The 26,554-nt window shown below is 63.5% G+C and carries 21 protein-coding genes; 13 read left to right on the forward strand and 8 right to left on the reverse strand.

The features are described 5' to 3' along the window. Positions 1-403 precede the first annotated feature (403 nt). The gene (locus BLS11_RS17395) at positions 404-1,309 is read left to right on the forward strand and encodes a helix-turn-helix domain-containing protein (RefSeq protein ID WP_092539067.1); all 906 of its coding nucleotides are present in this window, start codon (positions 404-406) and stop codon (positions 1,307-1,309) included. 577 nt (positions 1,310-1,886) lie between these two features. On the opposite strand, the gene BLS11_RS17400 is transcribed toward BLS11_RS17395, so the two are convergent. Further along, a complete protein-coding gene (locus BLS11_RS17400; protein WP_092539068.1) occupies positions 1,887-2,669 on the reverse strand; it encodes an IclR family transcriptional regulator in 783 nt (260 codons plus the stop codon). 116 nt (positions 2,670-2,785) lie between these two features. Beyond that, positions 2,786-3,751 (reverse strand): D-2-hydroxyacid dehydrogenase, encoded by a 966-nt coding sequence (locus tag BLS11_RS17405; protein ID WP_092539069.1) that lies wholly within the window; start codon positions 3,749-3,751, stop codon positions 2,786-2,788. A gap of 247 nt (positions 3,752-3,998) precedes the next feature. On the opposite strand from BLS11_RS17405, the gene BLS11_RS17410 reads away from it, so the two are divergent. The 9 genes from BLS11_RS17410 to aceB all read left to right on the forward strand — a co-directional run bounded on the left by BLS11_RS17410 (position 3,999) and on the right by aceB (position 14,955). Beyond that, positions 3,999-5,420: an extracellular solute-binding protein gene (locus BLS11_RS17410; protein ID WP_092539070.1), complete on the forward strand. Its 1,422-nt coding sequence runs from the start codon at positions 3,999-4,001 to the stop codon at positions 5,418-5,420. Between the two features lies 1 nt (position 5,421). Continuing rightward, on the forward strand, positions 5,422-6,348 hold the full coding sequence (locus tag BLS11_RS17415) for a carbohydrate ABC transporter permease (RefSeq protein WP_092539071.1): 927 nt from the start codon (positions 5,422-5,424) through the stop codon (positions 6,346-6,348). Beyond that, positions 6,348-7,181 (forward strand): carbohydrate ABC transporter permease, encoded by an 834-nt coding sequence (locus BLS11_RS17420; protein ID WP_092539072.1) that lies wholly within the window; start codon positions 6,348-6,350, stop codon positions 7,179-7,181. Before BLS11_RS17415 ends, BLS11_RS17420 begins: the two co-directional genes overlap by 1 nt. A gap of 4 nt (positions 7,182-7,185) precedes the next feature. Continuing rightward, positions 7,186-8,367: an ABC transporter ATP-binding protein gene (locus BLS11_RS17425; protein WP_092539073.1), complete on the forward strand. Its 1,182-nt coding sequence runs from the start codon at positions 7,186-7,188 to the stop codon at positions 8,365-8,367. Positions 8,368-8,438: 71 nt separating this feature from the next. Next, the gene (locus BLS11_RS17430) at positions 8,439-9,224 is read left to right on the forward strand and encodes an inositol monophosphatase family protein (protein WP_092539074.1); all 786 of its coding nucleotides are present in this window, start codon (positions 8,439-8,441) and stop codon (positions 9,222-9,224) included. Between the two features lie 109 nt (positions 9,225-9,333). Then, positions 9,334-10,572, forward strand: a complete 1,239-nt coding sequence (locus BLS11_RS17435) for a mandelate racemase/muconate lactonizing enzyme family protein (RefSeq protein ID WP_092539075.1) — start codon at positions 9,334-9,336, stop codon at positions 10,570-10,572. Positions 10,573-11,228: 656 nt separating this feature from the next. Beyond that, positions 11,229-12,008, forward strand: coding sequence for an MOSC domain-containing protein (locus BLS11_RS17440; RefSeq protein ID WP_092539076.1), 780 nt, complete (start codon positions 11,229-11,231; stop codon positions 12,006-12,008). A gap of 332 nt (positions 12,009-12,340) precedes the next feature. Continuing rightward, on the forward strand, positions 12,341-13,306 hold the full coding sequence (locus tag BLS11_RS17445) for a diacylglycerol/lipid kinase family protein (protein WP_092539077.1): 966 nt from the start codon (positions 12,341-12,343) through the stop codon (positions 13,304-13,306). Positions 13,307-13,647: 341 nt separating this feature from the next. Beyond that, a complete protein-coding gene (aceB, locus tag BLS11_RS17450; RefSeq protein WP_092539078.1) occupies positions 13,648-14,955 on the forward strand; it encodes a malate synthase AceB in 1,308 nt (435 codons plus the stop codon). A 520-nt stretch (positions 14,956-15,475) separates the two neighbouring features. Here the strand turns inward: aceB and BLS11_RS17460 are convergent. Together BLS11_RS17460 and BLS11_RS17465 are read right to left on the reverse strand one after the other, a co-directional pair. After that, positions 15,476-16,168, reverse strand: a complete 693-nt coding sequence (locus BLS11_RS17460; protein ID WP_092539080.1) for a YqjF family protein — start codon at positions 16,166-16,168, stop codon at positions 15,476-15,478. A 63-nt stretch (positions 16,169-16,231) separates the two neighbouring features. After that, positions 16,232-16,648, reverse strand: coding sequence for an RDD family protein (locus tag BLS11_RS17465; RefSeq protein ID WP_092539081.1), 417 nt, complete (start codon positions 16,646-16,648; stop codon positions 16,232-16,234). A 152-nt stretch (positions 16,649-16,800) separates the two neighbouring features. On the opposite strand from BLS11_RS17465, the gene BLS11_RS17470 reads away from it, so the two are divergent. Further along, positions 16,801-17,817 carry a family 43 glycosylhydrolase gene (locus tag BLS11_RS17470; protein WP_092539082.1) on the forward strand — a complete coding sequence of 339 codons (1,017 nt, stop codon included), beginning with the start codon at positions 16,801-16,803 and terminating at the stop codon, positions 17,815-17,817. Positions 17,818-17,973: 156 nt separating this feature from the next. Next, entirely contained in the window at positions 17,974-20,214 is a 2,241-nt protein-coding gene (locus BLS11_RS17475; RefSeq protein ID WP_092539083.1) for an AAA domain-containing protein, read from the forward strand. Positions 20,215-20,234: 20 nt separating this feature from the next. Here the strand turns inward: BLS11_RS17475 and BLS11_RS19555 are convergent, their stop codons facing one another. From BLS11_RS19555 to BLS11_RS17490, 4 genes are all read right to left on the reverse strand, one after another. Further along, positions 20,235-20,408: a hypothetical protein gene (locus BLS11_RS19555; protein ID WP_175454493.1), complete on the reverse strand. Its 174-nt coding sequence runs from the start codon at positions 20,406-20,408 to the stop codon at positions 20,235-20,237. A 150-nt stretch (positions 20,409-20,558) separates the two neighbouring features. Next, entirely contained in the window at positions 20,559-21,221 is a 663-nt protein-coding gene (locus tag BLS11_RS17480; protein ID WP_092539113.1) for an AIM24 family protein, read from the reverse strand. A 335-nt stretch (positions 21,222-21,556) separates the two neighbouring features. Next, entirely contained in the window at positions 21,557-22,852 is a 1,296-nt protein-coding gene (locus tag BLS11_RS17485) for a Cdc6/Cdc18 family protein (RefSeq protein WP_092539084.1), read from the reverse strand. Between the two features lie 1,019 nt (positions 22,853-23,871). Further along, on the reverse strand, positions 23,872-25,134 hold the full coding sequence (locus BLS11_RS17490; RefSeq protein ID WP_092539085.1) for a dicarboxylate/amino acid:cation symporter: 1,263 nt from the start codon (positions 25,132-25,134) through the stop codon (positions 23,872-23,874). Between the two features lie 337 nt (positions 25,135-25,471). Here BLS11_RS17490 and BLS11_RS17495 point away from each other — a divergent pair, with 337 nt between their 5' ends. Beyond that, complete coding sequence (locus tag BLS11_RS17495; RefSeq protein WP_092539086.1) at positions 25,472-26,185, forward strand: DUF2270 domain-containing protein; 714 nt, start codon at positions 25,472-25,474, stop codon at positions 26,183-26,185. Positions 26,186-26,554: the final 369 nt, after the last annotated feature.

Below are 26,554 nucleotides of genomic sequence, written 5' to 3' on the forward strand. Positions count from 1 at the left end.
GCAGTAATACTGCGCAATAATACTGACGAGTAACACTGATTGGAAATACTGAACCGGAGGTCTGAACACCGTTTCTGAGCGCTCTTTCTGCCCATATCGGCCGATTCAAACGGTTCAGGCGGACAGTCGTACTGGACGGTAATGGCAACGAATCCCACCAACACCGTTGAACAGTAGTACTGATCAGTAACACTGCCCAATAATACTGATTAGTAATACTAAGATATGTTACTGAGAGAGGATACTGAACAGACGGTTGGACGAGACGGTCCGGTCTCGAATACTGCGTACTCGTTCTACCGGGACGGACCGAACCGTCCGCACGGGCAGAACTCGGAGCGTCGGCACGACATTCGGTTCGGTCGGTAATCACCGTCAAGGACCCGAGGGACGTACTCGGGGTATGGTGAACATCACGCTCGACGAACGCGACAGAGCGGTACTCGAACGCCTCCGCGAGGGGGAGGCGGACGTCGAGTCGGTCGCCGAAAGCGTCTCCGCGAGTGCGGCGCACCTCCGAGAGCGACTGCCCGAACTCGCGGACAACGGGTTGGTGGAGCGAACCGGCGACGACCGCTACGCGGTCACGTCGAACGGGGAGCGAGTCGTCGAAGCCTCGCCCGCCGGAACGAAGGACAACCGAATCGACACGCCGCCGGACGTAGAAGGGGAGATAGCGTCCTTCGACCTCCCGCCCGACAGGGAGGAGGCGGTCCGAAACGCCTTCGCGTTCCTCCACTACTGGGGCGCGGCGTCCGAGAGCGAGATCATCGACGACGTGTACAGCGAGGACCCGGCGGGGTTCGAGTCCCGGGAGGAGTGGGCCGAGTTCGTTCGAGAGCATCTAGCGCGCCTTCCGTCGGTCGAACCGCCGAGCGGCGACGAGGAACAGTGGCGGTTCACCGGGACGGCCATCGTCGAGGAACCGACCGACGACGGCCGAAACGTGCTCGGGAGCGAGGACGCCTCCGACAGTAGCGCCAAGTTCGCGCTCGAACGGTTGGAGATGGACGAGGACGAACGAAGCGCCGTCCGCGCGGCCTTCGGCCTCCTCGTAACGGAGAACGAGGCGGACGCGGACGGGATTCGGGACCGGGTGTACCCCGACCACTCCGCCGGGTACGACTCCCCCGACGACTGGTGGGACGACTGCGTTCGAGATGCCTTCGAATCGCTTCCCGGCGTCGAACGAAGGGACGGAGACGAAGAACGCTGGCAGTACCGCCAAACCGAGTCCGGGGCGGCGTCGAGCAATCCGGGGGCCGAACTCCCGGACGATATCTCCGCACCGTCGCACGACGACGGCTAACTCGTCCGTCGTCACACGAGCGAGGGTTGTACAAAAATATATATCGATATCGCTTTCGACGTACCACCATTCGAAGCGGGTCGTACCGCCGACGGAACGACGGACGCGTAGCTCCGATCCAGTCGAACCGGATTTCGAACGGGTGAAAGCGACGCTTCGTCCGTACTCGTTCGATATTCCGAACGAGTACCCGGATGAGAACTGATACGACCGGATGGATTTTCTGCACCACGGATATTTCCCATCTCGAGCATATTAGGGAATATCGGAATCCAGATAGTCAGTCATACTCGCTATTCTAACTCGATATGGCCATATATTTGCCATCAGTCGAAACAGATACCCAGAAGAAAACGGGACCAGATAACGAATATAACTAGTTGTACTCAGTTCGTTCAGCGGTCGTTCGAGTGGTCCATCGTCACGTCGTCGGTGAGGGAGTTGGCGGTCCGAACCCATTACAGACATAGGTGCGTAATAGAAGGGATGCTCCGGTCGAGGAAGAGGCCCGTTCAACGAAATTGGAAAGGCCGGTGCGACGTTTCAGAACGAACGAGAGTAGAGGGGAGGAGGGGCGTCAGTAGTGGGCGTATCGAAGTTCGATGACGTTGGCGGTGCTCTTGACCGCGTCTGCCAACTCGGACATCTTCTCAGGGGAGCGAACGCGGTTCACGGGCCCGGAGACGGAGACTGCGCTTATGACTTCGTCCGTGCTCCGGTCCATGACGGGAACGCCGATTGTGAGGACGCCCTTCCGGCGGTCCTGATCTTCGACGGAGTAGCCCCGTTCGCGGGTCGTTTCGAGTTCGTCGTGGAGTTCCTCGCGCGTGGTGATGGTGTGTTCGTTCGCGCGCGGGAGGCCGTGTTCGTGGACGATGGCGTCAACGCGTTCGCGGGGATAGTGTGCCAGCATCGCCTTCCCGAGGGCGGTCCAGTGCATGTTGGTGTACTCGCCGATGGGGGCGTTGTCGTGGATGGCGTCGGCCACTTCCGACTTGTAGAGGAGGACGCGGAGGCCGTTCTCCTCGATGCCGAGGTTCGCGACTTCGCCCGTCTCTCTGGCGAGTTTGTCGACTTCCAACTTGGCGGCGCGGTACAGTCTCGACCGGTTCCGAACGACGCCGCCGTACTCCAGAAACCGAAAGCCCAGTCGGTAGGAGTCGCCCTCGCGAACGACGAGGTCGAGGCGTTCGAGCGTCTTCAGGTAGATGTGAACCGTGCTCTTGGGGATATCGAGTGCGTCGGCCGTCTCGGTCACGCCCGCACGCTCTGCAGACTCGAGGAAGTCAACTATCTCGAACGCGCGTTCGAGAGAACTGATCGTGTCTCCCGTGCCCGATTCAACGTCATTTCTCGACATAGGAGTTTATCGCCCGGCGAGCGACTTAAAGCCGAGGGGGAGGGAGAGGCGAGTCTCGTTCGAGACTGTTGAACGGACGGACCGCGAGAAAATTCGGGGCGAGAACGGCGGCGGCGTTACGGGAGGACGAGGTTCTCGAGTTCGTCCACTCCGCCTTCGTCGAGGGTTTCGACGTTCCGGGCGACGATGTCGGCGAGGCGACTCCAGTGGGCGGGACTGTGGCCCGCGTTGTGGGGGGTGATGGTGACGTTCTCGAACTCCCAGAGGACGTGTTCCGGCGGAAGCGGTTCGGGGTCGGTCACGTCCAGCGACGCGCTCGCTATCCGGTTGTTCTGAATCGCCGCGACCAACGCGTCGGTGTCGAGTATCGGTCCGCGACCGACGTTGGTGACCGTGGCGTGCGGCGGGAGCGTCTCGAACTCCTCCTCGCCGACGAGGCCCCGAGTCGTGTCGGTGAGGGGCGCGGCGACGACGAGGTGGTCCGTTCGGGCGAGGGCGTCGTGGAAGTCGTCGGCGTCGAAGCCGAGCACTTCGTCCGTCGGCCCGCCTTTCTCCGGGGTGTAGCGGACGCCGATTGTGTCGACGCCGAACCCCTCCAGTCGTTCGACGACGGCGGTGCCGATGGCGCCGAGGCCGACGACGGTGACGGTGCTCCCCTGTAGTTCGCCCGCCTGATAGTGCCGCCACTCGTGACGCTGTTCGCGCCGCCACCCCTCTCGGAGGCGGCGCGTCGAGGTGAGGATGTAGCCGAGAACCTGCTCTGCGATGTTCGGTGCGTGAACGCCCGACGCGTTCGTAACGGCGACGTTCATGTCGGAGAACGTATCGAGCGGAAGGTGGCCGTACCCGGCGGCGATACCGGCGAACAACCGGAGGTTCTCCGCCTCCTCTAACAGTTCCGCCTCGATTTCGACGCTCGAAACGACCCGCGCCTCCCGAATCAGTTCGCGTTCCTCCCGCGGCGTTCGCGCGAGTTCGACCGAGTGGTCCGGGAGTCGGTCGCGGAGTTCGCTGACGTATTCTTCGGCGGGGAGTCCGTGCGTTCCTTGTCGTAAGACGACCACGTCTGGATTTCCGGTCATGTGGATGACTACCTCTCGGACCGAGAGTGCGACCCGCTATCGAACGTCTCGGCCGGGTAATAGATTCCGACAGATGCGTATATACAACCGTTTACAGGAAAGTTTTACCTCAAACCCAGTTCGCCGAGTAAATGTTCTCTCCCGTGCGTTTTGCGGCCGTACGCGCGAGAGGAGGACCCCCGAGAGCCGATCCATCGTTCACGGACCTAAATTATATATATCGGGAGTTCGTTGTCCGTGAATGGTAATGGCAAGCAACCATCAGCGGAGAGAGTTTATCAAAGCAGCAGCGCTCGGCGGCGTCGCGGCGTCCGCTGGATGTCTCAGCAGCGTCACCGGCGGCGGAAGCGATTCGTCCGGGTCCGGCGGCGGTGGCGGTGGCGGCGGTGACGGAAACACCGTGGAGTACTGGGAGTACTTCCACTCGCAGTCGCAGGTCGCAGAAAAGTTGATGCAGTCGTCCGTCGAGGAGTTCCAGAGCAGCACGGACGCCCAGATGAAGATGAACTGGGCGAGTTGGGACGACATCAACGGCGGCAAGTGGAAGAACAACATCCAGAACGGCAACCGACCCGTCATCTACGACTCGACGAACTCGCTCGACGGGCAGTTCATCGAACCCGGATGGGTGAAACCGGTGAGCGAGTACAAGGACCGACTGAGCGACGACGCCCTGCAGAACATCGAGTGGGCGATGCAGATGGCCCAGAGTTGCTACCGCGGGTTCGACGAGAACCTCTACGAGATTCCCATCGGACTCGAAGTGGGGTCGCCGTTCATCGCTCGGGCGGACCACTTCGAGGAGGCGGGCCTGTCCATCGAGGAGGACTTCCCGCCGACGGACTACGAGCATCTGGTCGAAGTCGCCACGCAACTGCAGGAGAACGGTCCCGGCGACTACGGGTTCCAGATTTACGGCGCGCAAGGCGACGTGACCGACGAGGCACTCGTCACGTGGACCGCCTCCGAGGGCGGGTACGAGGGGATGTACCTCGACGAGGAGTGGTCGGACGTGAAGTACGACTCCGACGTCTGGAAGACGGCCACGAAGCAGTACGTGGACCTCTACCGGAAACACGGCCTCTCCTCGGACAAAGCCCCGACGGCCTCCAACGAGGGCGTCGCCCAGATGCTCATCCAAGGGGACGTGAGCATGTACCAGGGCAGCACGAAGGACCTCGGGTTGTTCCGGAGTCGCGCCGAGGAGATGTTGAAGGACGGCACCATCGTCTTCGGTCCCTCCTGGGAGGGAAGCGCCGGCAACCGCGGGGAGTTCTTCACCCAGTGCATCGCGCTCATGCGGAAGCCCGACGGCGTCTCCGAGGACGTCTGGAGCCAGCGCGAGGAGTTGGCCATCCAGTGGATAAACAAGGTGCTCTCGAAGGAGTTCCAGTCGGAGGTTCCCCGGTCGCTGGCGACGCTCCCGGTCCGGAAAGACGTGTGGGAGAGCCTCCACGAGGACCCGGCGCTCTCGGAGAGCAACTACATGAGCACCTTAGAGACGATGGCCGACGGGATGGAACACGGCTGGTCCAGCCACCCGAAGATGAACGCCATCCAGTACAACATCGCCGGTCCGCTGTTCCAAGAGGCCGTGCGCGGACAGATATCGCCCGAGGAGGCCTGCACTCGGGCCGCAGAACAGATACGGGACCAGATCGATCTCTGAGATGTCCACCCAGAACCGCTTCGACTTCGGAGGCCGGACCGAACGCTACCGCGAGACCCTCTCGGAGAACTGGTTCTCGTACCTGCTGATACTGCCGGTGCTCGTGTTCTTGGTCCTGCTCATGTGGCTCCCGTTCGCGCAGGGGGTGTACATGAGCTTCAACGACTGGCCCTTCGGCGGCGACCCGACGTGGGTCGGCTTGGGGAACTACGAGTTCCTGTTCGGGTGGGAACCGTTCTACACGTCGTTGAAGGCGACGCTTCTGTTCTCGCTCACGACGGCGTTCCAACTCGGCATCGCTCTCGTGGCGGCGTTGGCCGTGCGCGAAATCCGCCGCGGGAAGAGTCTCGTCACCGGGACGTTCCTCCTCTCGTACACGGTGCCGCCGCTCGTCACCGGTACCATCTGGGCGTACCTGCTGCAACCCGACCTCGGTCCAGTCTTCGGGTTCCTCACGCAGTGGGGGATCCTCGAAGAGACGGTCTACTGGGGGAGTCAGGGTGCCGCCGCCCTCGGCGTCGTCGTGTTCGTGACGACGTGGACGTTCTGGCCGTTCATGTTCCTCATCATCTCGGCCAGTCTGGAGAGCATTCCCGAGGAGATGTACGAGAGCGCGCGGATGTACGGCGCGAACCGCTTCCAGACGTTCCTCCGTGTGACGCTCCCGCAGTTGAAGAGCGCCATCTTGGTCGCACTGAGCATCCGCATCATCTGGAACATGACGAAGATATCGCAGGTGCTGCAGCTGACGAACGGCGGCCCCGGATACGACACGTCGATTCTGGCGGTGCTCCTGTACAGGTTCGCCTACGGACAGGGCCGGATGGGCGTCTCCTACGCCGTCGGCGTCATCCTGCTCCTCCTGACCATCGGCTTCGTGTTCGTGTTCATCCGCGAATTCGAGCGAACGAGCGAGGGCCCCGAATAATGAGTACGCAAGAGTTCGACGTGACTGGCGTGACGCTGAAGGCGGCCACGTACGGGGTCATCTCGTTCCTCGTCCTGTTCAACCTCACCGTGTTGGTGTTCATCTTCTCGGTGTCGTTCATGCCGCCGACGGAGTTCTTCGGCGACCCGCACATCATCCCGAAGGACCCGACGCTGGAGGCGTGGACAAGCGGGTTCGCGGAACTGCGCGACAACCTCGTGAACAGCTTCCTCATCGGCCTCGGGACGACCATCGTCGCGTTGGCCATCTCCATCCCGGGCGCGTACGCGTTCGCCCGAAAGGAGTTCTACGGCAAGAAGCTGGGCTTCTACGCCATCATCTCGGCGATGATGTTCCCGTACATCCTCTTGGTCATCCCCATCATGGACCTCTGGAACGACCTCGGGTTGTACAACACCATCCCCGGGATGATACTGGCGTATCAGGTGTTCGTCACCCCCTTCGCCATCTGGATTCTCCGGGACTTCTTCGCGAAGTTGCCGAAGGACATAGAAGAGGCCGCGCAGGTGTACGGCTGCACGCAGTTCACGGCGTTCCTCCGGGTCATCCTCCCGTTGGCGACGCCCGGCATCGTCGCCGTCGGCTTCCTCGCGTTCCTCACCGGGTGGAACGACTTCCTGTTCGCCAACCTGCTGACCACCGGGACGGGCCCGGTTCCGGCGGTGCCGGTGCTGTACGGCACCATCGGCGGCGGGTCGGGCGAACGCGTCTACTGGGGGAAGCTGATGGCGGAGACGCTCATCATCGGCACGCCGCCGACGATACTGTACCTCGTGGCGCGGAACTACCTCGAAAACGCATTCACGGTGTAACACAATGACCGCACTAGAAGACGTAGACGGTTCGGACGAACGGACGACGGAACAGCCGACGGACCCGGACGCCGCCCCGCCGGGGGCGGACGACACCGACGGGCAGATTCGCATCGAGAACCTGCGAAAGACGTTCGACAACGGCGAAATCGTCGCCTGCGACGACGTGAATATAAAGACGGAGGGCGGCGAGTTCGTCGTTCTCGTCGGCCCCTCGGGGTGCGGGAAGACGACGACGCTCCGCTGTATCGCCGGGTTGGAGGAACCCGACGAGGGTCGGATACTCGTCGACGGCGAGGACGTGACGGGGAAGAAATCGAAGGACAGGGACCTCGCGTTCGTCTTCCAGAGCATCGCCCTGTTCCCGCACATGACCGTACGGAAGAACATGCGCTTCGGCCTCGACATGAAGACGGACCTGCCGAAGTCGGAGAAGAACCAACGAGTCAAGGAGGCGGCGGAGACGCTCGGCATCGAGGAGACCCTCGACCGCAAGCCGTCTGCGCTCTCGGGCGGACAACAGCAACGCGTTTCGCTCGGGCGCGCGATGGTGATGGAACCGGCCGCGTTCTTGCTGGACGAACCGTTCTCGGCGCTCGACGCGAACCTGCGGGACCACATGCGCGTGGAGGTCAAGAAGATTCAGCGGCGACTCGACACCGCGATGGTGTTCGTCACGCACGACCAAGAGGAGGCGATGACGCTCGGCGACAAGATCGTCGTGATGGACGACGGGTACGTCCAGCAGATAGGCACGCCGTACGACATCTACAACGAACCCGAGAACCGCTTCGTCGCCGACTTCATCGGGTCGCCGTCGCCGAATCTCATCGACTGCACCGTCGAGGAGACGTCCGACGGCGTCGCGTTCGCGAGCGACTTCTGCACGATACCGGCGACGGACGAACAGGCCGAGGCGGTTCGGGAACGCGGCGACGAAACCGTCGTCTACGGCGTGCGCCCGGAGTACCTGAACATCCGCGAGGAGGGCGGCCACTTCACGGCCCGACTCGACGTCGTCGAACCCCTCGGCGACAGGGACGCCGTCCACATCTCCTCGGGCGGCACCCCCCTGTCTGCGGTGACGCCGCAAGGAGAGGTTTCGAAGGACAGAGAGACGGTGAACGTGCAGATACGGACGGACGAATCGTGGCTGTTCGACGAGGACGGCGACCGAATCGTCTGACGGCCGACGCCCGTCTTCACCACCAAAGGTAAGCGAGTCGAACGCGAAGCGACACCGAACGGAGACTTCCGATGACACGATACGAAACGGCGGTACGGGCGGCGCGCGAGGGGTCCGAAGTCGCCCACGACCTGTTCCGCACCGAACTGGACGTCGAGACCAAGAGTTCGAAGATGGACTTCGTGACCCGCGCGGACACCGAAACCCAGCGTCGGGTCATCTCCGCCGTCCGCGAGGAGTACCCCGACGCCACTATCGTCGGCGAGGAGGAAGACGAGTTGAAGTCCGTCCCCGAAGACGGGAACGCGTGGGTCGTAGACCCCATCGACGGCACGACCAACTTCGTCCGCGAGGCGCAGTTGTGGACGACCACCGTCGCGGTCGTACGGGACCACGAAACCGTCGCGGCGGTGACCGTCGCGCCGGCACTCGGCGACACGTACGCGGCGAACCCCGACAGCGTGACCCGGAACGGGGAACCGATGGCCGCGAGTGCTCACACCGACTTAGCGGAGTTCAGCGTCGCGCCCATCCTCCGGTACGGCCCCGAACGCGACGACGAGTTCGGCGACCTACTGGCCGGACTGATACGGAACTTCGGGGACCTGCGCCGGTTCGGGTGCGCGCAGGTGACCCTCGCGATGGTCGCCTGCGGAACGCTCGAGGCGGCGATTTCCGCGCAACCGGAGCCGAACCCGTGGGACACCGTCGCGGGCGTCTACCTCGTCCGTCGGGCGGGCGGGACGGTCACGGACGTACACGGCGACCCGTGGGAACCCGGATGCGAGGGCATCGTCGCGTCGGACGGCGAGGCCCACGACGAGGTTCTGGACCGGGTGAGCGAGGTAATACGGTAGAGCGACCGTAACGCGGGCCTGCGCGACTCGAAGTTCGACGGTCGACGCGCGAGCGACGGTGCCTCGCCGGATGGAAGATTTTACTACGCTCTGCGCGCCAACTACGTGCATGCCGGTAGATTACTCGGAGCTACACGACCCGAACGCGGAGTACACGATGCGAGAGCTATCCGCCGAGACGATGGGCGTCACCGCGGAACGGGGTGGCGGCCGCGACGTCGAGATTACCGACGTGCAGACGACGATGATAGACGGGAACTTCCCGTGGACGCTCGTCCGAGTGTACACGGACGCCGGTTTCGTTGGGACGGGCGAGGCCTACTGGGGCGCGGGTGTCCCCGAACTCATCGAACGGATGAAGCCGTTCGTCGTCGGCGAGAATCCCTTGGACATCGACCGACTGTTCGAACACTTGGTCCAGAAGATGTCCGGCGAAGGTTCCGTCGAGGGCGTCACCGTCACCGCCATCTCCGGCATCGAAATCGCCTTACACGACCTCGCGGGCAAGATTCTCGACGTTCCCGCCTACCAACTGCTCGGCGGGAAGTACCGCGACAAGGTCCGCGTCTACTGCGACTGTCACACCGAACAAGAAGCCGACCCCGAAGCCTGCGCCGACGAGGCGGAACGAGTCGTCGAAGAACTCGGCTACGACGCCCTAAAATTCGACCTAGACGTGCCCTCGGGCTTCGAGAAGGACCGCGCGAACCGCCACCTCCGCCCCGGCGAGGTTCGCCACAAGGCCGAAATCGTCGAGAAGGTCACCGAACGCGTGAAAGACCGCGCGGACGTCGCCTTCGACTGCCACTGGACGTTCTCCGCCAACTCCGCGCAACGCCTCGCGGCCGCCATCGAAGACTACGACGTCTGGTGGCTAGAAGACCCCGTCCCGCCGGAGAACCTCGAAGTGCAGGAAGAGGTCACCAAGTCCACGACGACGCCGATTACGGTGGGCGAGAACCGCTACCGCGTCACCGAGGAACGCCGCCTCATCGAGAACCAAGCGGTCGACATCATCGCGCCGGACCTGCCGAAAGTCGGCGGCATGCGCGAGACGCGGAAGATTGCGGACGTTGCGAACCAGTACTACATCCCGGTCGCGATGCACAACGTCTCCTCGCCTATCGCCACGATGGCCTCCGCGCACGTCGGCACGGCCATTCCGAACTCGTTGGCCGTCGAGTACCACTCCTACGAACTGGACTGGTGGAGCGATTTGGTCGAAGAGACGGTCATCGAGGACGGCTACGTCGAGATTCCCGAAAAACCGGGCCTCGGCCTGACGCTCGACATGGACACGGTGGAAGAGCACATGGTCGCAGGAGAGACGCTGTTCGACGAGGCGTAAGCCGAAGTCGAGCACGTGACGCACAGCGTCACGAAGTTCGACGAAGAATAACGTCGTCGAGCCAGCGAATCTCTGATTCGCGCTGTTCGACGAGGCGTAAGCCGACATCGAGCACGTGCACAGCGTCACGAAGTTCGACGAAGAATAACGTCGTCGGGCCGGCGTATCTTCTGACTGGTGGCTGTCGCCCGGCCGTTCTGGGCGAGTTACATTGAGGCTTTGTCTTGTGTGTTATATACATTATTAATGGAGTCCACGACCGTAGGGTTCGAGAGAGGCGGCTATCACTGAGAACTGCGAATTTCTCCCATACAGCGGGGAATAACGCGTTTATCCGGAGTTCGGTAGTTGGATTTATGGAAAGCCCTATCACCACGGCGTCAACCAAACTTCGATCCGCTATCCCGTCATATGCCGAGTTTGAGCCCGTATATATTCGTTTCTCGGTTTGCGAGTCGGACGGTGAGAATCGAGTGGCGTGTATCGCCGGACCAGATAGAAATCCGAATTTGTAGCAATATTATAGAGGACCAGGTGGGTTCGTTCGAAGAGCGAGCGGAGTTCGTCCGCGCGCGGAACGACGTCGACGCCGGCGGCGAATCTGACGAAGTTATTCGGACGAAGGTCTATCTAGCTCGCGTGAGAGGACCGTGACGATGGGAGAAATCGAGCGAATCTCTGTGTATCCGGTGAAGGGACTCGACGGACGCCGCCTCGACGCCGCGGAGGTGTTGGAGGGCGGAACGCTCGAACGCGACCGCGAATTTGCACTATTCGATGCCGACGGCGACGTGATGAACGGGAAGCGGACGGAACGCGTCCACGACGTGGATACGACGTTCGATACGGAGACGGGAGCGCTGACGGTGCGGACCGCAGACGGGGAAGAAGACGAGTTCGACCTCGACGCCGAGAGCGGGCGGGAGCGAGCGTCCGAGTGGTTCGGCGAGTTCTTCGGGGAGGACCTGACGCTGAAGCGAGACCGGAGTTTGGGGTTCGTAGACCGCCGCGGGATGGGCCCGTCGGTCATCAGCACGGCGACCCTGCGGGAAGTCGCGTCGTGGTTCGACGGGACGACGGTCGAGGGGATGCGGCGGCGACTCCGGGCGAACGTCGAAGTGAGCGGCGTGCCGGCGTTCTGGGAGGACCGGTTCGTCGGTCCCGACGCGCCGTCGTTCGTCGCCGGCGACGTTCGATTCGACGGCGTCACGCCCTGCGGTCGGTGCGTCGTCCCGCAACGGGACCCCGACACCGGCGACCGGACGCCGGAGTTCCGCGAACGGTTCGTCGAACGGCGGCGGGAGACGTTCCCCGAGTGGGCCGACGAGGCGGCGTTCGACCACTTCTACACGCTGATGATAATTACGGACGTACCCGAGGACTACCGCGGGGCGACGGTTCGCGTCGGCGACACGGTGCAGTCCGTCGAGGGATAGAGGTCCCGGTTCGAGTAGAGAGGTCGGAAACGGAGACTCGTATCGAGGCGGCGAGCAACCGAACTCGGACACGGAGTGAGTAAGGCGAGGGCGAGTACACTGAACCCCTTCCGCCAGCGTCCGAGGCGGACGCACCTCCTCTCGTGAGGAAACGTGCGAATCGCCCGAATGTATTTGCGACGTCGGCGCGTACACTCGATATTCGGTATCTGTCGGCCTCCCGAGAGGCCGACGGCCGCGAAATCGATGACCCGGAACAGACGCCGCACGACGGAACGCGTGCGAGAACCGCGACCGGCGCAGAACGCCGACAAGCGACGTTTTCCAAGGCGATGACAGACAATCATACGACTCTCGGTAGTTCGAAGTCGGAGACCGCACCGAACGAAGACGAGGGATGGTGCATCGTACTCAACCCGGTGAGCGGAACCGGCGACCACGGAGAGGAGGTCCGTTCGCTCGCGGCGGAGCGCGGATACGCCGTCAGAGAGACGGAAGAGGCGGGTGACGCGATGGCCCTCGCGGAGGAAGCCGCGGAGGAAGGCGTCTCGCGAGTCGCCGCGTGCGGCGGCGACGGCACGGTACACGAAGTCGTCCGCGGACTCGACCGGGCGGACGCGCTAGACGAGGTCACGTTCGGCGTCGTCCCCGGCGGGACGGGGAACAACTTCGCGGGGAACATCGGCGTGCGGAGCGTCGAACACGCCTTCGAGGTCCTCGAAACCGGCGAACGACGGCGCATCGACTTGGGCGTTGCCGACGGCGAACCGTTCGTCAACTCCTGCATCGCCGGCCTCACCTCGAAGACGAGTTCCGAGACCAGTCCGGAGTTGAAGGAACGCGTCGGCACCCTCGCGTACGTCATCACCGGCATTCAACAGGCGGCGACGTTCGACCCGCTTCACGTCGCAATCGACATCGAAACGGGGCCGGAGATGGACCCGAAGACGTGGGAGGGCGACGCGCTCTGTCTCCTCGTCGGGAACGCGCGACACTTCCCCCGCGGCGGCCAAGCGAACGTCGAGGACGGCCTCTTCGACGTGACCATCGTCGAGGAGATGCCGACGCCGGAGATGCTCACGGAGGCGGCGGCCCAACGGTTGTTCGGCCGGGAGACGGAGCACGTGACGCAACTCACCGCCGAGCGACTCGAAATCACCCACCAGCAGGGCGAGAGCGTCGAGTTCAGTCTCGACGGCGAGATAAGCGCACACCGCCGCCTGAACCTCTCGGTTCGCCCGCGAGAGTTGACCGTCGCCGTCGGACCGGAGTACGAACCCCTCCCTGCGATGGGCTAAATCCGACGTTCGCGCCGACTGAGCCGCGTTTCCGACGCTCGTCCGTCGGTAGGGCAGTAACTGAGATCGGACGTAGCCGAGCGAGTTCGCCGCCCGAGGAGGCGTGTTCGGCAGACAATAATACTGACCAATAATACTGATCAGTAACACTGCCCAGTAATACTACTGAGAGGACGAACGGAGTCTATCGAGAGGGCGTCAAGAGTAATTCCTCCGTAGATAGGGGGTCGAGCGACCGCAATCTACCGTCGGTCGCCTCGCCGTTCGGCGATTTTGCGGGCAGTATTCGGGACTATGGCGAATGTTTATTATCATTCGAGAACGTTTCGAATACGCCCGATATGAGCGTCAAACGACACTACGAACGCGAATTCGTTCGAACGTTCTTTACATCACCCACGGCGGTCGAAGGAGAGGACGACTCCGCGAAGATGGTCAAGAGCGCAGCCCAACTCCGCGGGATGCAGGCGCCGGACGTGTGGGTTCCGGACAACGAGGACGCGACTGCGCCGTCCATGCGCGACGAGGGCGTCGAGAACATCGTCGAGGTCGTCTCCGAACACGGATCGGACTTCCCGGGCGAGATTCACCCCCGCGTCGTCTGGCACCGGGAGCGTCCCACCACCCGGTATCAAGGGTTCAAGCAGATGCTGGAGATAGCCGACCCCGAAAACGGCGCGGTCGACTACATCGACGGGTTCGTCATCCCCGAAGTCGGCGACATAGACGACTGGAAGAAGGCCGACGAGTTCTTCACCATCATCGAAAACGAGCACGGACTCGAAGAGGGGAGCCTCTCCATGTCGGTCATCGTCGAGAGCGGCGAGGCCGAACTCGCCATGGCGGACCTCCGCGAGGAGATGGGGAAACCCTCCAACAACCTCGAACGCCTCTTTCTCCTCGTCGACGGCGAGGTGGACTACACGAAGGACATGCGCGCGATGACGCCCACGGGCGAACTGCCGCCGTGGCCCGAACTGCGACACAACACCTCCCGCGGTGCCAGCGCCGCCGGACTCATCGCCGTGGACGGCCCGTACGACGACATCCGCGACGTCGAGGGGTACCGAGAGCGGATGACCGAAAACCGGGCGAAGGGGATGACCGGCATCTGGTCGCTAACGCCCGGGCAGGTCGTCGAGGCGAACAAAGCGCCCCTGCCGCCGAAGACCGGCAGTTGGCTCTTAGAGGTCGGGGACCGCGAGATAGAACTCGAATCCGAGGACGGACGCCAACGGTACGAGGGGAACGAAGTGAGCCTCGAAGAGACCGGCGACGGCGAGTACGTCCTGCGCGTCGGCGGCGACGAACAGCAACTCGACGAGGACGAACTGCGCGAGGAGTTGCTGGACATGACCGCCTACGTCCCGAGCATGGACGACATCGTCGACTCCATGGAGGAGTTCGAGGCGGCCAAGGAAGCCGGGAAGGGCGCGATCGCCATGACGCAGGCGACGACGCTCGCCATCGACGGCGTCGAAATCGACATCAGCAAAGACCGGATGTGGGACGAAGCCACCTATCAGGCCGCCCAGACGCCGATAACCCTGTTCCAAGACGTCTACGAGCACCGGCCGGACCAACACGAGGAGTTAGAGGAGATGTACGGCGCAGACGTCGTCGAACGCGCGACGAACGTCGGTAACTGACGGGCGAGTCCGCTCCGCCGCGGTTTTTTCTTCTTTCTCGCCGTCCGGAAGTGATCTACTGTAGCACGGCAGTCAAGAAGGCAATTCCGGCGTTCAGTGAAGGAATTCTACTTTTCAGATTCCGACGAGGTAAGCCCGTAGTCTTTCGGGTCATACTCATCGGTGGCTGATAGGAGAAGTAGCAGTCCGAACGAAACGATAGAGATGTAGAATACGTCCAACTGTAGTGGACCGACGGAAATGTAGTGTTCTCCCGAACTGGCGAAGATGACTGTTGCGACGATGCCAGCGATTCCAATAACTGCATAGTGATAGGTGTGTATCTTAGTGTATAGCCGAAGCCACTTCCCCATACCAATTAAACAGACACCAGCAGTAAGGATTCTTCGGCGTTAGGCCCGAACACGCTACTGATCGAGCGAGTCACTCCGTCTCGTTGTAACGGAATCCCGCGAGTAGGAGTAAGATCAGATGCAGTGAGAGTGTGAGTCTCGATATCGCGCCGTCGCGTCGCCGGGCGTCAGGAACGCCACCGCTTGCTCCGCGTCGTGACGACGTCGGTCCGCGGACTGTAGTAGAGTATCGGGTCGCCCTCCGGGTGGTCGAACGCGTTCGCCTCGAACAGCGTGTTCGCCTCGACGGTCCACTCCGCGTCGTAGAGCGGCCATCGTTCGTGGGAGATGTCCGTGTACCTAATCCGCCCGCTCGTGTCCTGCGTGTACAGGCGTCGTCGCTCCGTCAGGAACTCGGTCAGCGACCCCGGTTCGGCCTCGAAGGGGTCGCCCGTCGGTCCGTAGGTGGCGGAGAACGTTACGGGTCGGTCGCCGGGGTGGAGCCGCCGGTTATCGAACCTGACGCGGCCGTCTTCGCCCTCCATCCGGATGCGGGAGTAGTAGTACGGCAGGTGGTGCGTCAGGCGCGCGCCGACGGTGGCGAGGAGACTGCTCGCGTCGAGGTTGAAGAAGTAGACCCCCTGCTCGCCGTTGCAGGTGACGTACGTCCGGAGGTTCAACTCCGGCACCGGGATGCCCAGCGACGCCGGGAGTCCCCGCGGGCGAACGTCGACGTTTCGGAAGGGGACGATGGAGAGCCACCCGGACCCGTCGCACTCCTGCACCGCGAGGGCGTCGGGGATGTGCGCGTCGATGACGTCCGCATCCACGCGCCAGTTGGCGAACAGGACGTGCTCCCACCCGAACGCTATCGGAATCATACCGACACGACGAGACGACAGATTGTCAATGTATCCGCCGGGACTCACATCTCCGCTTTCTCGTCACACCGCCTCCTCGTCGCGGACGACGAGAGTTCCGGCGGCGACGTCTCCGAGTCGCCGACGGCCGTCCGTCAGCGCCATCGCGACGAACGCGAGGAGATAGCCCGCGGGGAGCCAATCGACGAACCGAAACAGCGTCCGAATCGTCGCCGCGGCGTACGTGCAGTCCCCGCCGTCCGCCGAGACGACGGCGATGCCGAACGCGCGCTTGCCGACGGTGCGTCCGAACGCGCCTTCGAGGACGACGTGGTACGGAAAGCCGACGACGGCGGAGAGCGTCGCCGTCGCCGCGAGTCGCCGCCCCCGAGAGCGAACGAAGCGTCCCGTGACGGCGAAGAAAGCGCCGAGGAGGACGACGGCGTCCGCGAGAAACGCGAGTACTCGGCGGAGGACGAGGCCGTTGGTTGTCCGCGACATGGATTGCCGATTCGCGACGCGGACACTTCGGCTCTTTCGCCGCCGACGGGACGGTCCGTCCGTCCGAAACGAGTCGTCGGGTACGGTCCGTTCTCCGCCCCGGTCGGAGACGGCGGGGCGAGCGTTTTCACCGCGGGGACCGTAGCGGCGGTATGCGACGGCGGAGGTTCCTCGCGGGGAGCGTCGGAGTCGCGGGACTCTCCGGGTGCGTCGGGTCGCCCGCGGACGGATTCGGCGGGGAGTCGGCCGAGACGTATCGGAATCCGGTGTTCGGGCGGGTGTTCCCGGACCCGTCGGCGGTGCGCGCCGCGGACGGCACGTTCTACGCCTACGGGACCGAGGAAGACGGCGAGCGATTTCGACGCGTCCCGATAGTCGAGTCGACGGATCTGGTGAACTGGACGCGCGTCGGAGAGGCCTTCGAGGAGAAACCCGACTGGCGGGACGGCGCGTACCTGTGGGCGCCGGACGCGGTGCGGATGAACGGCCGGTACTACCTCTACTACTCGTACGCCGATTGGGGCGACGAGAACCCCGGCATCGGCGTCGCGACGAGCGACGACCCCGCCGGACCGTTCACCGACCGGGGGAAACTCTTCCGCGGCGACGAAATCGGCGTGGAGAACTCCATCGACCCGATGGTCTTCCTCCGAGACGGTACGCCCTACCTCTTCTGGGGGAGTCGCCGGGGAATCTACGCGATACGGTTGCGTTCGGACGGGGTCGAGACGGCGGGCGAGAAGACGCACGTCGCCGGTGACCACTACGAAGCGGCCTACGTCGTCGAACGCGACGGCCGGTACTACCTGTTCGTGTCCACGGGGACCTGCTGTGAAGGAACGTCGAGCACCTACCGCGTCCGAGTCGGCCGGTCGGACTCGTTGCTCGGAGCCTACGTGGACGCAGAGGGGAACGACCTCCGCGAGGCGAAGGGTCCCGTCGTCGTCGAAGGCGGGAACGGCTTCGTCGGCCCCGGCCACAACGCCGTCGTCACCGACGATGCCGGCGACGACTGGATGCTCTACCACGCCTACGAAGAGGGAGAGGGGTACGTAGCGGAGACGCCGCGGCGCGTCCTCATGCTGGACCGCATCGACTGGAGCGACGGGTGGCCGACGGTGGAGGGAAGGACGCCGAGTCGAGAGGCGCAAGTTCCCGAGATCGACTGACCGCGCTCCTCACTCCGGCCGGTAATAAACACGGAGGACCAATAGGGATAGAGCGCGACCGAGAGGCTCGAAGCGGTCCGTGAACCGCCCGTCACCGGTCAGCACGATTACACGCCGCGGAACGTTTTTGTACGGATAGGGTGACAGATTCGCTGAATGTCCCTCCTGTTCGAGAAGGCGGTGGCCGCGTTCGACGCCGATTCTGCGTCACTCGCCGCGCGGGGCGACGTCGGGTCGTCCGACGCCGCCTTCGACGTTCCCACGACGACGGTCACGGAGTTCGCCGCCGCGCACGCGGAACTGGCGCACCCGGACCGCGACGAGTGGACGCGTATCCCGCTTCACGAACCCGATTCGGCCGCCCTGACGGGCGAGTACGTCGTCTACTCGGAGGGGTTGACCGACGAGGGTATGTTCGTCTACTACGACGCCGACGCCGATAGCCGCAAGCGCATCTCCCGGGAGGCGTTCGAGGAGTCGTCGCTCTGCGCGCAGATTCGGTTCTGGCACTCGGACTTCGTGCCCGAGGAACGCCCCGCCTACTACGACTCGCCCATCCAGAGCCCGGTCGAACCGTCGCGGACGGTGGACGGAGACCGGTTCTTCGGCGACCTGCGGAGCCACGTCGCCGCGGAACGCGAACGGGCGCGCGAGGAACGCGAGCGACGCGCCCGCGACGCGACGCCGACGGAGTGGTGCGACTCCGGCGGGGACGGGATTCCGACGCTGAAGCGCACGGGGACGAACCCCGACGGGGAGTACGAGTTCGCCGTCGCGGGCGACTGCATCCCCGAGGGCGAGTGGTCGATTCGCGACACCTTCGGCGTCTACGAGGGCAACGAGGTGCTCCTCCACCCGCCGAACGCAGAGACTGCCCCGGGCTCGTTTCCCCTCCGCGCGACGGTGGCGGAGATTCGCGGCCGGCGCCTCCGCCTGTCGGTAGCGTGGGAGTCCGTCGAGGACCGCGCCTCCGTGGGGTCGTTTCTCGCGCCGAAGCGCCACGGGTACGGCGCGGTTCTCCTGTTGAACCCCGTCCCGTTCGACCGGGAACGAGAGGCCATAGACGACGTCGAGTCCCGGTCGTCGCTCGCGGACGCCCTCACCGGTCGCCGCAGACTCACCTTCGGAAGCGACCGCGCGGCGACCAGTTCCACCCACGACGTCGAACTCAACCAAGAACAGCAGGAAGCCGTCGAACACGCGCTTCTCGCGGACGACGTCTGCTGTATCCACGGCCCGCCGGGGACGGGCAAGACGCGAACGCTCGTCGAAATCGTCCGTCGGGCGGCCCAGAGCGGCCGGTCCGTCCTCGTCTGTGCGGACTCGAATCAGGCGGTCGACAACCTCGTCGTCGGTTCGTCGACCGAATCCGAGGCCGACGAACGGTCGCTCCACGCCTACGCGCAACACGGCGCGGAGGAGTTCGTCCTCGCCAGACGGAACTACCGCCGGTCCTCTCGGTCACTCGTCCGAGACGCCTACGGGACGACGCGACCCGAGGACGCCGACGTGGTCGCCTCCACCAACGGGAGTGCCGCCGCGCTTCCGCCCCGGTTCGACCTCGTGGTGATGGACGAGGCGACGCAGGCGACGTGTACCTCCGCGTGCGTTCCGCTCTCGAGGGGGGAGACCCTGGTCCTCGCGGGCGACCACAGGCAACTGCCGCCGTACAGCGCGTCGGAGTCGCCGCCGGAGTCCGCGGGCGGACTCTCCATCTTCGAGCACGTGTACGCCGAGGGCGGCGTCTACGAGGGCGTCGGCGTCCAACTCCGGACGCAGTACCGGATGCACCGCGACGTGGTCCACTTCCCGAACCGCCGGTTCTACGGTCGAACGCTCAGAAACGGCCGCGACGTCTCCGCCGTCGCGGGACTCGACGCTCTCCGGGGGTTCCACGTCGTCGGCGAGGAACGACGGGCGGGCAACTCCTACGTCAACGAGACGGAGGCGCGACTCGTAACACACCTCGCGAGCGAAGTCGTCGCCGAGGAGTCGAACGGCGTCGGTCCGGCCGATATCGGCGTCATCACGCCCTACAGCGCGCAGGTGGACGCGATTCGGGATTCGCTACGCGAACACGTCTCGGGCGGCGAGCGAATCACCGTCGATACGGTGGACTCCTTCCAGGGGAGCGAACGGGACGCGGTGTTTCTCTCTCTCGTCAGAAGTAACGAGGCGGGCCGCGTCGGGTTCATGGGTCGCCGGCCCGACGGCCCCCGCCGACTCAACGTCGCGTTGACGCGGGCGGGGAAACACTGTAGCGTCGTCGCGAACTGGAACGTCTTCCGCGGGCGGGACGCCGACCACGAGTGCACCGACCTCTACGACGACTTCCACTCGTTCCTCGACGACACCGGGCGACTGAAACGCGTCGAACCGGAGTTCATCCCCGTCTGAGAACTGTCGAGTCGATGTGTCTACTGTGCAGTAGAGTAAACCTCGACCCAGAGATAATACATCCCACCGATGGCGTAGAGCACGCCCCCGAATGAGAATATCCAATCATCTGCTATGGCAAAGGAAACCGCTTGGAGAAGACCGAGGGCGACCAATGCCAGTCCGACGAGCGTGTTGAGTCGTCTTCGCTCCATACAGGTTGGTCTAATTACAATTTTATAAATATGTCACTTTCCTGAGCGATGTGTGCTCGGCCTGTACGTAGCAATTGTTTCGGGGTCGATACTAAATAAAGAAATCGCAGTACTAACTACCGTAAAGAGTTCACGGGCCCGTCTCGGCGATTACTGCCCCGGTCCTCGTTCCTCGTACGGTTGAATGACGACGAACCCGCCCTCCTCCGCGAAGTGGAGTTGGTACGTCTCGCCGGAGGACCGACCGAGGACGCTCTTGATGCTCACGTCGCGCTTCGAGGAGGGCGAGACGTCGCTACTCCACGCTACGGTGGCGTTGGGGTCGGTGCTGACGGGTGTCGGGACGACCAGCGGTTTGCCGTGGGTGGTGATGGCGACGTGTCCCGGCCCGCGGAGGAAGACGTTGAACAGTCCGCCGGAGGAGGCGCCGGCGATGCTGCTCAGCATCTTGATGTCCCAGTCGATGCTCTCCTCGAAGGCGAGCACGTCGTTGCCGTTGACGCTTATCTCGTCGTCGGCGTCGAGTTCCAGAATCTGGACCTCCTTCCCCTGGTCGGCGAGGTAGAGGTGACCCGTACCGGTCGCCTGCATCATCACCGCGCCCTCGCCGGTGGCTTTCTTCTTCAGCATCCCCGTCAGGCCGCCGGAGGACTTCCGCTCGAAGGAGATGTCGCCGGTGTAGCCGGCCATCGACCCGGCCTTCGCCATGACGCTGCCGTCTAAATCGACGTCTAACAGCTTCGAGTTCTCCAACTCGAAGGTCTGTCCGGTCTCTGTCGGTGCGTGCGAGTTGACGAATTCGTCTAGATTCATCGTGGGGACTCCGAGTCGCACAGGGCGACTTCGCTCCGAAGAATGTCACTCTGACAAGATAAAGGTGCGCTCACCGTTCGGCGGTTTCGGACAGGGTCCGTCGGGGGTGTCGGAAGGAGTCTGTCGGGGGTGTCGGAAGGAGTCTGTCGGGGGTGCGGGAGGGGTCCGTCGTAGGCGTTGGGAGGAACACGTTGAGGGGTCGGACGGGACTCGTCGGAGGCGTCGAGAGGAGCGAAAGAAGGGGGAGGGGGTGACACCCCTCGTTCAGAGTGAAAACGTCCGGTAAGGAGGGGGTACGTGGGTGAGCGGCGGAAGATGGCGGAAGCGGCGTTCGGCTATCGATTCGTTCCGAGCGTCGATTGCGAGCCGTTGCGGTTCCCCTCCATCGAGGCGAGGTCCTCGACGGTCGGCAGGTCGTCGAGGCTGGCGTCGCGGCGAACCGCCTTGACGATGTGGCGGGGGTCGGTGACGAGTCGGTGGAGGAGGTAACTGCCCTGCGACCGACCGCCGCCGGTCTTGTTCGACTCGATGACGCCGAGGAACGCCTGCTCTTTCAACTGCTTGTACAGGCCGTTCTCGGTGACGGGTTCGAAGCCGGCGACGTCGCACATCTGCTCGTAGCGCTCGTATATCTGCCGCGTCGAGTACGTCCCCTCGTCGCCGACGATGACGAGACTCGAGAGGGCGTACAGCGCGAGTTTCGCGTGGATGGTGCCGCCGCTCGTCAGCTCCTCGACGCGGTTTATCTCGGCGATGTCTTGGGCCTGCCGGATGTGCTCTTTCGTGACCGTCGAGTCGTCGTTCCGCCGGGCGAGTTCGCCCGCCTCTTTCAGGATGTCGATGGCCTTCCGGGCGTCGCCGTGTTTCTTCGCCGCGAGCGCCGCACACAGTTGGATGGTACCGCTGGCGAGGACGCCCCGTTGGAAGGCGTCTTCGCGGTTGCGCATGATTTCGCGGAGTTGGTCGGCATCGTAAGGGTGGAAGAACAGCTCTCGGTGGCCGAAGCTCGAGTCGATTCGCTCGTCGAGGGACTCCCGGTACTGTATCTTGTTGCTGATGCCGACGACGCCGATGTAGCTCTCCGTCTTGTTCGCCTCTCGCGCGCGGGAGAGTTGCATCAGGATGTTCGAGTTGGTGAGCTTGTCTATCTCGTCGAGGATGACGACGAGAGCGTCGTAGTGGTCGTCGAGGATACGCCAGACGTGTCGGTAGTACTCCATCGTTCCGACGCCGCGCGTCGGTATCTCTCGTTCGTACTCCGTCGCTCGCTTCAGTTCCGTGGCGAGTTGTCTGGTCGCTCTCGTCTCCGTGTCGGCCTCCGAGCAATCGACGTAGACGACGCCGCAGGCGATGCCGTTCGCTTCGGCGGCGTTCTGCGCGCGACTGGCGACGTGGCGGGAGACGAGGCTCTTTCCCGTCCCGGTCTTCCCGTATATCATCACGTTGTTCGGCGGGTCCCCGCGGACGATGGCACCGATCTCGTCGGCGACGCTCTGTATCTCCTCGTCGCGGCCGACGATGCGGTTCTCTTCGGGGACGTGGCCGACGTGGAGGAGCTCCTTCCTCGCGAAGATGGGGTCTTGGTCGGCGAACAACGGGTCCCCCACCTCCTCTCCCTCCTCGTCTGACATACACCACCAACCACACTAGATAATAATAAACCTATGGGACCTCACTCAGAGTGATAGCGCCGTTCGAGAAGCCGTATCGAACGAGGGAATCGGACGACGATGGTATCTAACACGCCGTCTGCGGTCAGAGTGAACTTCCGTTCCCGTTCCGGTTCCGCTCTTCCCTCTCCTTTTCTCTCTCTTCTCTCCTCTAGTTTTCTTTCTAGTTTTTTCTAGTTTAGTTGTAATTTTCTCTCTTCTTCTCCTTTCTCTTCTCCACACCCCTCCCCCACCCCTCGTTCAGAGTGAAACGCCGATACGAGAGACTAGGGTCTCTCTCGACGACACCCCTCGTTCAGAGTGATAATGCGGACGGAGAAAAGCCAAGAAACGGATGCTATCTGGATTAGCCGCTTTGTCGGAACGACTATCCCGGGGTGTCGTCGGTTCGTTTCGCCTCTCCGAACTCTCTCCGAAACCGTCGGATACCCCCTCTCACCGTTTTCACTCTGAACGAGGGGTGGGGGTGTCCGCCCGGTTCGTGGTAAATGCTAACGTGGTAGTGTCTCCCTCCTTCGCGCGGTTCTCACCGCCGGGTGGGGTCGGACCGATACAGTCTGAACGAGGGGTGGGTGTACCCCCGAGAGGGGTCCCGTTTCGATGCTCTCGCCTCGACCCGACAACTGTTTGGACCGACTCCCCGCTACCGGCCGTCGCTTTACACTCTGAACGAGGGGTCCCCCCGCGCCGAGGGCGTCCGTCCGAATCCGCGAGGGTCCGCCGTTTTAACTCTGAACGAGGGGTATCCCTTCCTCCGGCGTCACCGACTGCGTGACCGATACAGTCACTGAACCCAACCTCTCGGACCGCCCGCGGACGGACAATCGACTCACCGTCTCGGCGACGAACCAGGAGGCGGCGATTTCCGCTCCCTGAAGGACGAGGCCAGCATGGTGTCGCAGTCGTATCCGGTTCCGATGGGCGTTCACTCGAACGCGTTCCGCCATCACGGCACCGTCCCAGCCGAAAGCGAACGAAGATCAGGTCCAGACGCCGCTCTCGAAGTCGATGGCGTCGTTCCACTTTCCGACGACGGTGGCGACCGCTAAGTCGCCGGTCACGTTGTTCATCGTCGCGATGCGTCCGAGAATCGGATCGACGCCGGCGACGAACCCGACGACGGCCAACGGAAGGCCGACCTGATTGAGGACGACCGTGAGCATGACGATACCCGCGCCGGGGACGCCGGCGGTTCCGATGCTTATCAGGACGGCGACGGCCAAAACGAGGGCCTGTTCGGAGAGTACCAGCGGTTGTCCGACGACGTTCGCGGCGAAGACGACGGTGATCGCCTGTCGAATCGCCGCTCCGTCCATGTTCGCCGTCGCGCCGACCGGGAGCGCGAACGAGTAGATCCGCTCCTCGATGCGGAGGTCCTCCTCGGCGTTGGTCATCGTCACCGGGAGCGTTCCGCTGGACGAACGCGTGGCGAAGGCCGTCACCATCGCGTCTTTCGCCCCCGCGAGAAATGCGAGGGGCGACGCGTCAACGACCAACCCGACCAGGACGAGCAGGTACGTGACGGTGATGTGAACGACGACTGCGACGGCGACGGCCAACACGAGTTCCCCGAGCGACGAGAACACGCCGATACCCTCCGTTCCGATTCCCGCCGCCATGAGCGCGAACACGCCGACCACGCCGTATTCGAGCACGCCGCGGACGACGACGAACATCGCCTCCGCGCCGACCTCGAACGCCTCGAACACCGAATCGACGCGCTCGGCGAGTGCGTCCTTCTGAGCGCGCACGTAGGTGAGTGCGATTCCGAAGACGATGACGAAGAAGACCGTCGCGAGTAGGTTCCCTTCGGCCATGGCCGCCACCGGATTGCTCGGGACGATGCCTAACACGACCTCCGTGAGCGACGGCGGCGCCTGTGACTGGGCTTCGCCGCCGCCGAACTCCACGCCCCGCCCCGGCTGGAGGAGGTTCGCGACGGCGAGTCCGACGAGTCCGGCGACGGTGGTCGTCACGGCGTAGAGACCGACCGTCGCGCCTCCGATCCGCCCGAGTCGCGCCGGAGACAGTTGGCGGATTCCGGTGAGCAACGTGAAGACGATGATCGGTATCACCAGCATGTTGAGCAATCGGAGGAAGAGGTCCCCAAGCGGCCGAACGACCGTCATCCGCTCGCCGAACGCGACGCCGGCCGCGGAGCCGAGAACGAACGCGACCGTGATACGGTAGATTAGCGGTACCGACCGATACCGCACCCACACCGATCTCACTGCGGAGCTCATACGAGAAACGAGCGTTCCGACACTCAAACTCCTTCGTATCCGATCTATATTTGTAGCCGGCTACGACGCGGCGTGATACGGGCATCCGGCGCAGTCGAACGGGCGACGGCTACGATCGGCCGACTAATCGTACGAACGGGAACGTTCACGTTCTCGAACCGAGGGAGAACTCCCGTTCCGCGGGACTCTCGCCCGTCGCAGTTTCCGGCTAGTCCTGCCTCCAACCCGACGAAACCAGCGTCTACGGGCCGGTGACGCGGATTCGGCCACTCGTGTTACGGTCGGCGAGAGACCGGCCGCCGACGTCATTTCCCTCCCGCGCGTACGCCGATGCAGTATGTCGCGCGATTCGGCGAAGGACGTCGATTCGACCGACGCGGACCACCGCGAACTCGGCGAAGGACTGCTGAGCGACGACATGGGGCCGAGTTCGGCGGCGGCGCACCTCTACCGCGGCGAGATTCACCGGATGCGGTTCTGGCGCGAACGACTCGACCAGACGACGTACTGGGCCATCGTCGTCATCAGCGCGATACTGACGTGGGTGTTCTCCAGTCCGAGCAACCCGCACTACATCCTGCTGTTGGGCGTGGCGGCGTTGACCGTCTTCCTGTTCATCGAGGCGCGGCGCTTCCGGGGGTACGACATCTGGCGCGGGCGCGTCCGAACGCTCCAGAAGAACGTCTTCGCCTACGGACTCGACCCCTCGCAGGGACTCGAAGACCCCGAGTGGCGCATGCACCTGAGTCAGGACTACCGCACGCCCGCCATCAAGATAAGCGTCGAGGAGGCGTTGGCGCACCGACTCCGACGGGTGTACCTCCCCCTGATGACGCTCACCCTCGGCGCGTGGGTCATCCGCGTCACCGCCTTCCGGAACCAGTCGTGGCCCCGAAGCGCCGCAATCGGGGATATCCCGGGCGTCTGGGTGACCGTCGCCGTCGCCGCGTTCTACCTCGTCGCCCTCTGCGTCGGCCTCAGACCGCGGACGTGGCAGTCGGAGGACGAACTCCACAATCGAAACGTCGGCAAGTTCCGAAGCGAGGAGTGACCGACCGCCGACCGACCGTCCGCGCGGTAACCGGCCTCCGACGCCCAAACAGCGCTTTCGGACCGCTCCGAGGGCGTAGCCGAGTTGCATCTGATCCTCTACTCCGAACGGGAAGCCCTCTCGTCGGCGACTCCGTCTCCGAACACCGTACTGTGTGAACCCTCCCCAACTTCCTACCCCCACCTCGCCCAGCAATTTTATGTAGCAATAACAGTAATCTAATAATACCTGTATTTGATGACACACATCAAATAGAGACAAAAATACAACTACACACTCTCCTAATCAACCGCTTCGTACTTAAATTCACCGAAGGGAGTCCCACACCAAGAAGCACTGCCCCGTCGACGAGGAAGGCGAAAAAAGGCA

The sequence above is a fragment of the Halopelagius longus genome (assembly GCF_900100875.1).
Classification (GTDB): domain Archaea; phylum Halobacteriota; class Halobacteria; order Halobacteriales; family Haloferacaceae; genus Halopelagius; species Halopelagius longus.

What these genes read in the sequence shown, in the direction of transcription:
- BLS11_RS17400 (WP_092539068.1), bottom strand. Translation starts at nt 2,669, where the DNA reads ATGTCGAGAAATGACGTTGAATCGGGCACGGGAGACACGATCAGTTCT.
- BLS11_RS17490 (WP_092539085.1), bottom strand. Translation starts at nt 25,134, where the DNA reads ATGAGCTCCGCAGTGAGATCGGTGTGGGTGCGGTATCGGTCGGTACCG.
- BLS11_RS17410 (WP_092539070.1), top strand. Translation starts at nt 3,999, where the DNA reads ATGGCAAGCAACCATCAGCGGAGAGAGTTTATCAAAGCAGCAGCGCTC.
- BLS11_RS17430 (WP_092539074.1), top strand. Translation starts at nt 8,439, where the DNA reads ATGACACGATACGAAACGGCGGTACGGGCGGCGCGCGAGGGGTCCGAA.
- BLS11_RS17435 (WP_092539075.1), top strand. Translation starts at nt 9,334, where the DNA reads ATGCCGGTAGATTACTCGGAGCTACACGACCCGAACGCGGAGTACACG.
- aceB (WP_092539078.1), top strand. Translation starts at nt 13,648, where the DNA reads ATGAGCGTCAAACGACACTACGAACGCGAATTCGTTCGAACGTTCTTT.
- BLS11_RS17485 (WP_092539084.1), bottom strand. Translation starts at nt 22,852, where the DNA reads ATGTCAGACGAGGAGGGAGAGGAGGTGGGGGACCCGTTGTTCGCCGAC.
- BLS11_RS17495 (WP_092539086.1), top strand. Translation starts at nt 25,472, where the DNA reads ATGTCGCGCGATTCGGCGAAGGACGTCGATTCGACCGACGCGGACCAC.
- BLS11_RS17425 (WP_092539073.1), top strand. Translation starts at nt 7,186, where the DNA reads ATGACCGCACTAGAAGACGTAGACGGTTCGGACGAACGGACGACGGAA.
- BLS11_RS17415 (WP_092539071.1), top strand. Translation starts at nt 5,422, where the DNA reads ATGTCCACCCAGAACCGCTTCGACTTCGGAGGCCGGACCGAACGCTAC.
- BLS11_RS17480 (WP_092539113.1), bottom strand. Translation starts at nt 21,221, where the DNA reads ATGAATCTAGACGAATTCGTCAACTCGCACGCACCGACAGAGACCGGA.
- BLS11_RS17420 (WP_092539072.1), top strand. Translation starts at nt 6,348, where the DNA reads ATGAGTACGCAAGAGTTCGACGTGACTGGCGTGACGCTGAAGGCGGCC.
- BLS11_RS17445 (WP_092539077.1), top strand. Translation starts at nt 12,341, where the DNA reads ATGACAGACAATCATACGACTCTCGGTAGTTCGAAGTCGGAGACCGCA.
- BLS11_RS17470 (WP_092539082.1), top strand. Translation starts at nt 16,801, where the DNA reads ATGCGACGGCGGAGGTTCCTCGCGGGGAGCGTCGGAGTCGCGGGACTC.
- BLS11_RS19555 (WP_175454493.1), bottom strand. Translation starts at nt 20,408, where the DNA reads ATGGAGCGAAGACGACTCAACACGCTCGTCGGACTGGCATTGGTCGCC.
- BLS11_RS17475 (WP_092539083.1), top strand. Translation starts at nt 17,974, where the DNA reads ATGTCCCTCCTGTTCGAGAAGGCGGTGGCCGCGTTCGACGCCGATTCT.
- BLS11_RS17440 (WP_092539076.1), top strand. Translation starts at nt 11,229, where the DNA reads ATGGGAGAAATCGAGCGAATCTCTGTGTATCCGGTGAAGGGACTCGAC.
- BLS11_RS17405 (WP_092539069.1), bottom strand. Translation starts at nt 3,751, where the DNA reads ATGACCGGAAATCCAGACGTGGTCGTCTTACGACAAGGAACGCACGGA.
- BLS11_RS17395 (WP_092539067.1), top strand. Translation starts at nt 404, where the DNA reads ATGGTGAACATCACGCTCGACGAACGCGACAGAGCGGTACTCGAACGC.
- BLS11_RS17460 (WP_092539080.1), bottom strand. Translation starts at nt 16,168, where the DNA reads ATGATTCCGATAGCGTTCGGGTGGGAGCACGTCCTGTTCGCCAACTGG.
- BLS11_RS17465 (WP_092539081.1), bottom strand. Translation starts at nt 16,648, where the DNA reads ATGTCGCGGACAACCAACGGCCTCGTCCTCCGCCGAGTACTCGCGTTT.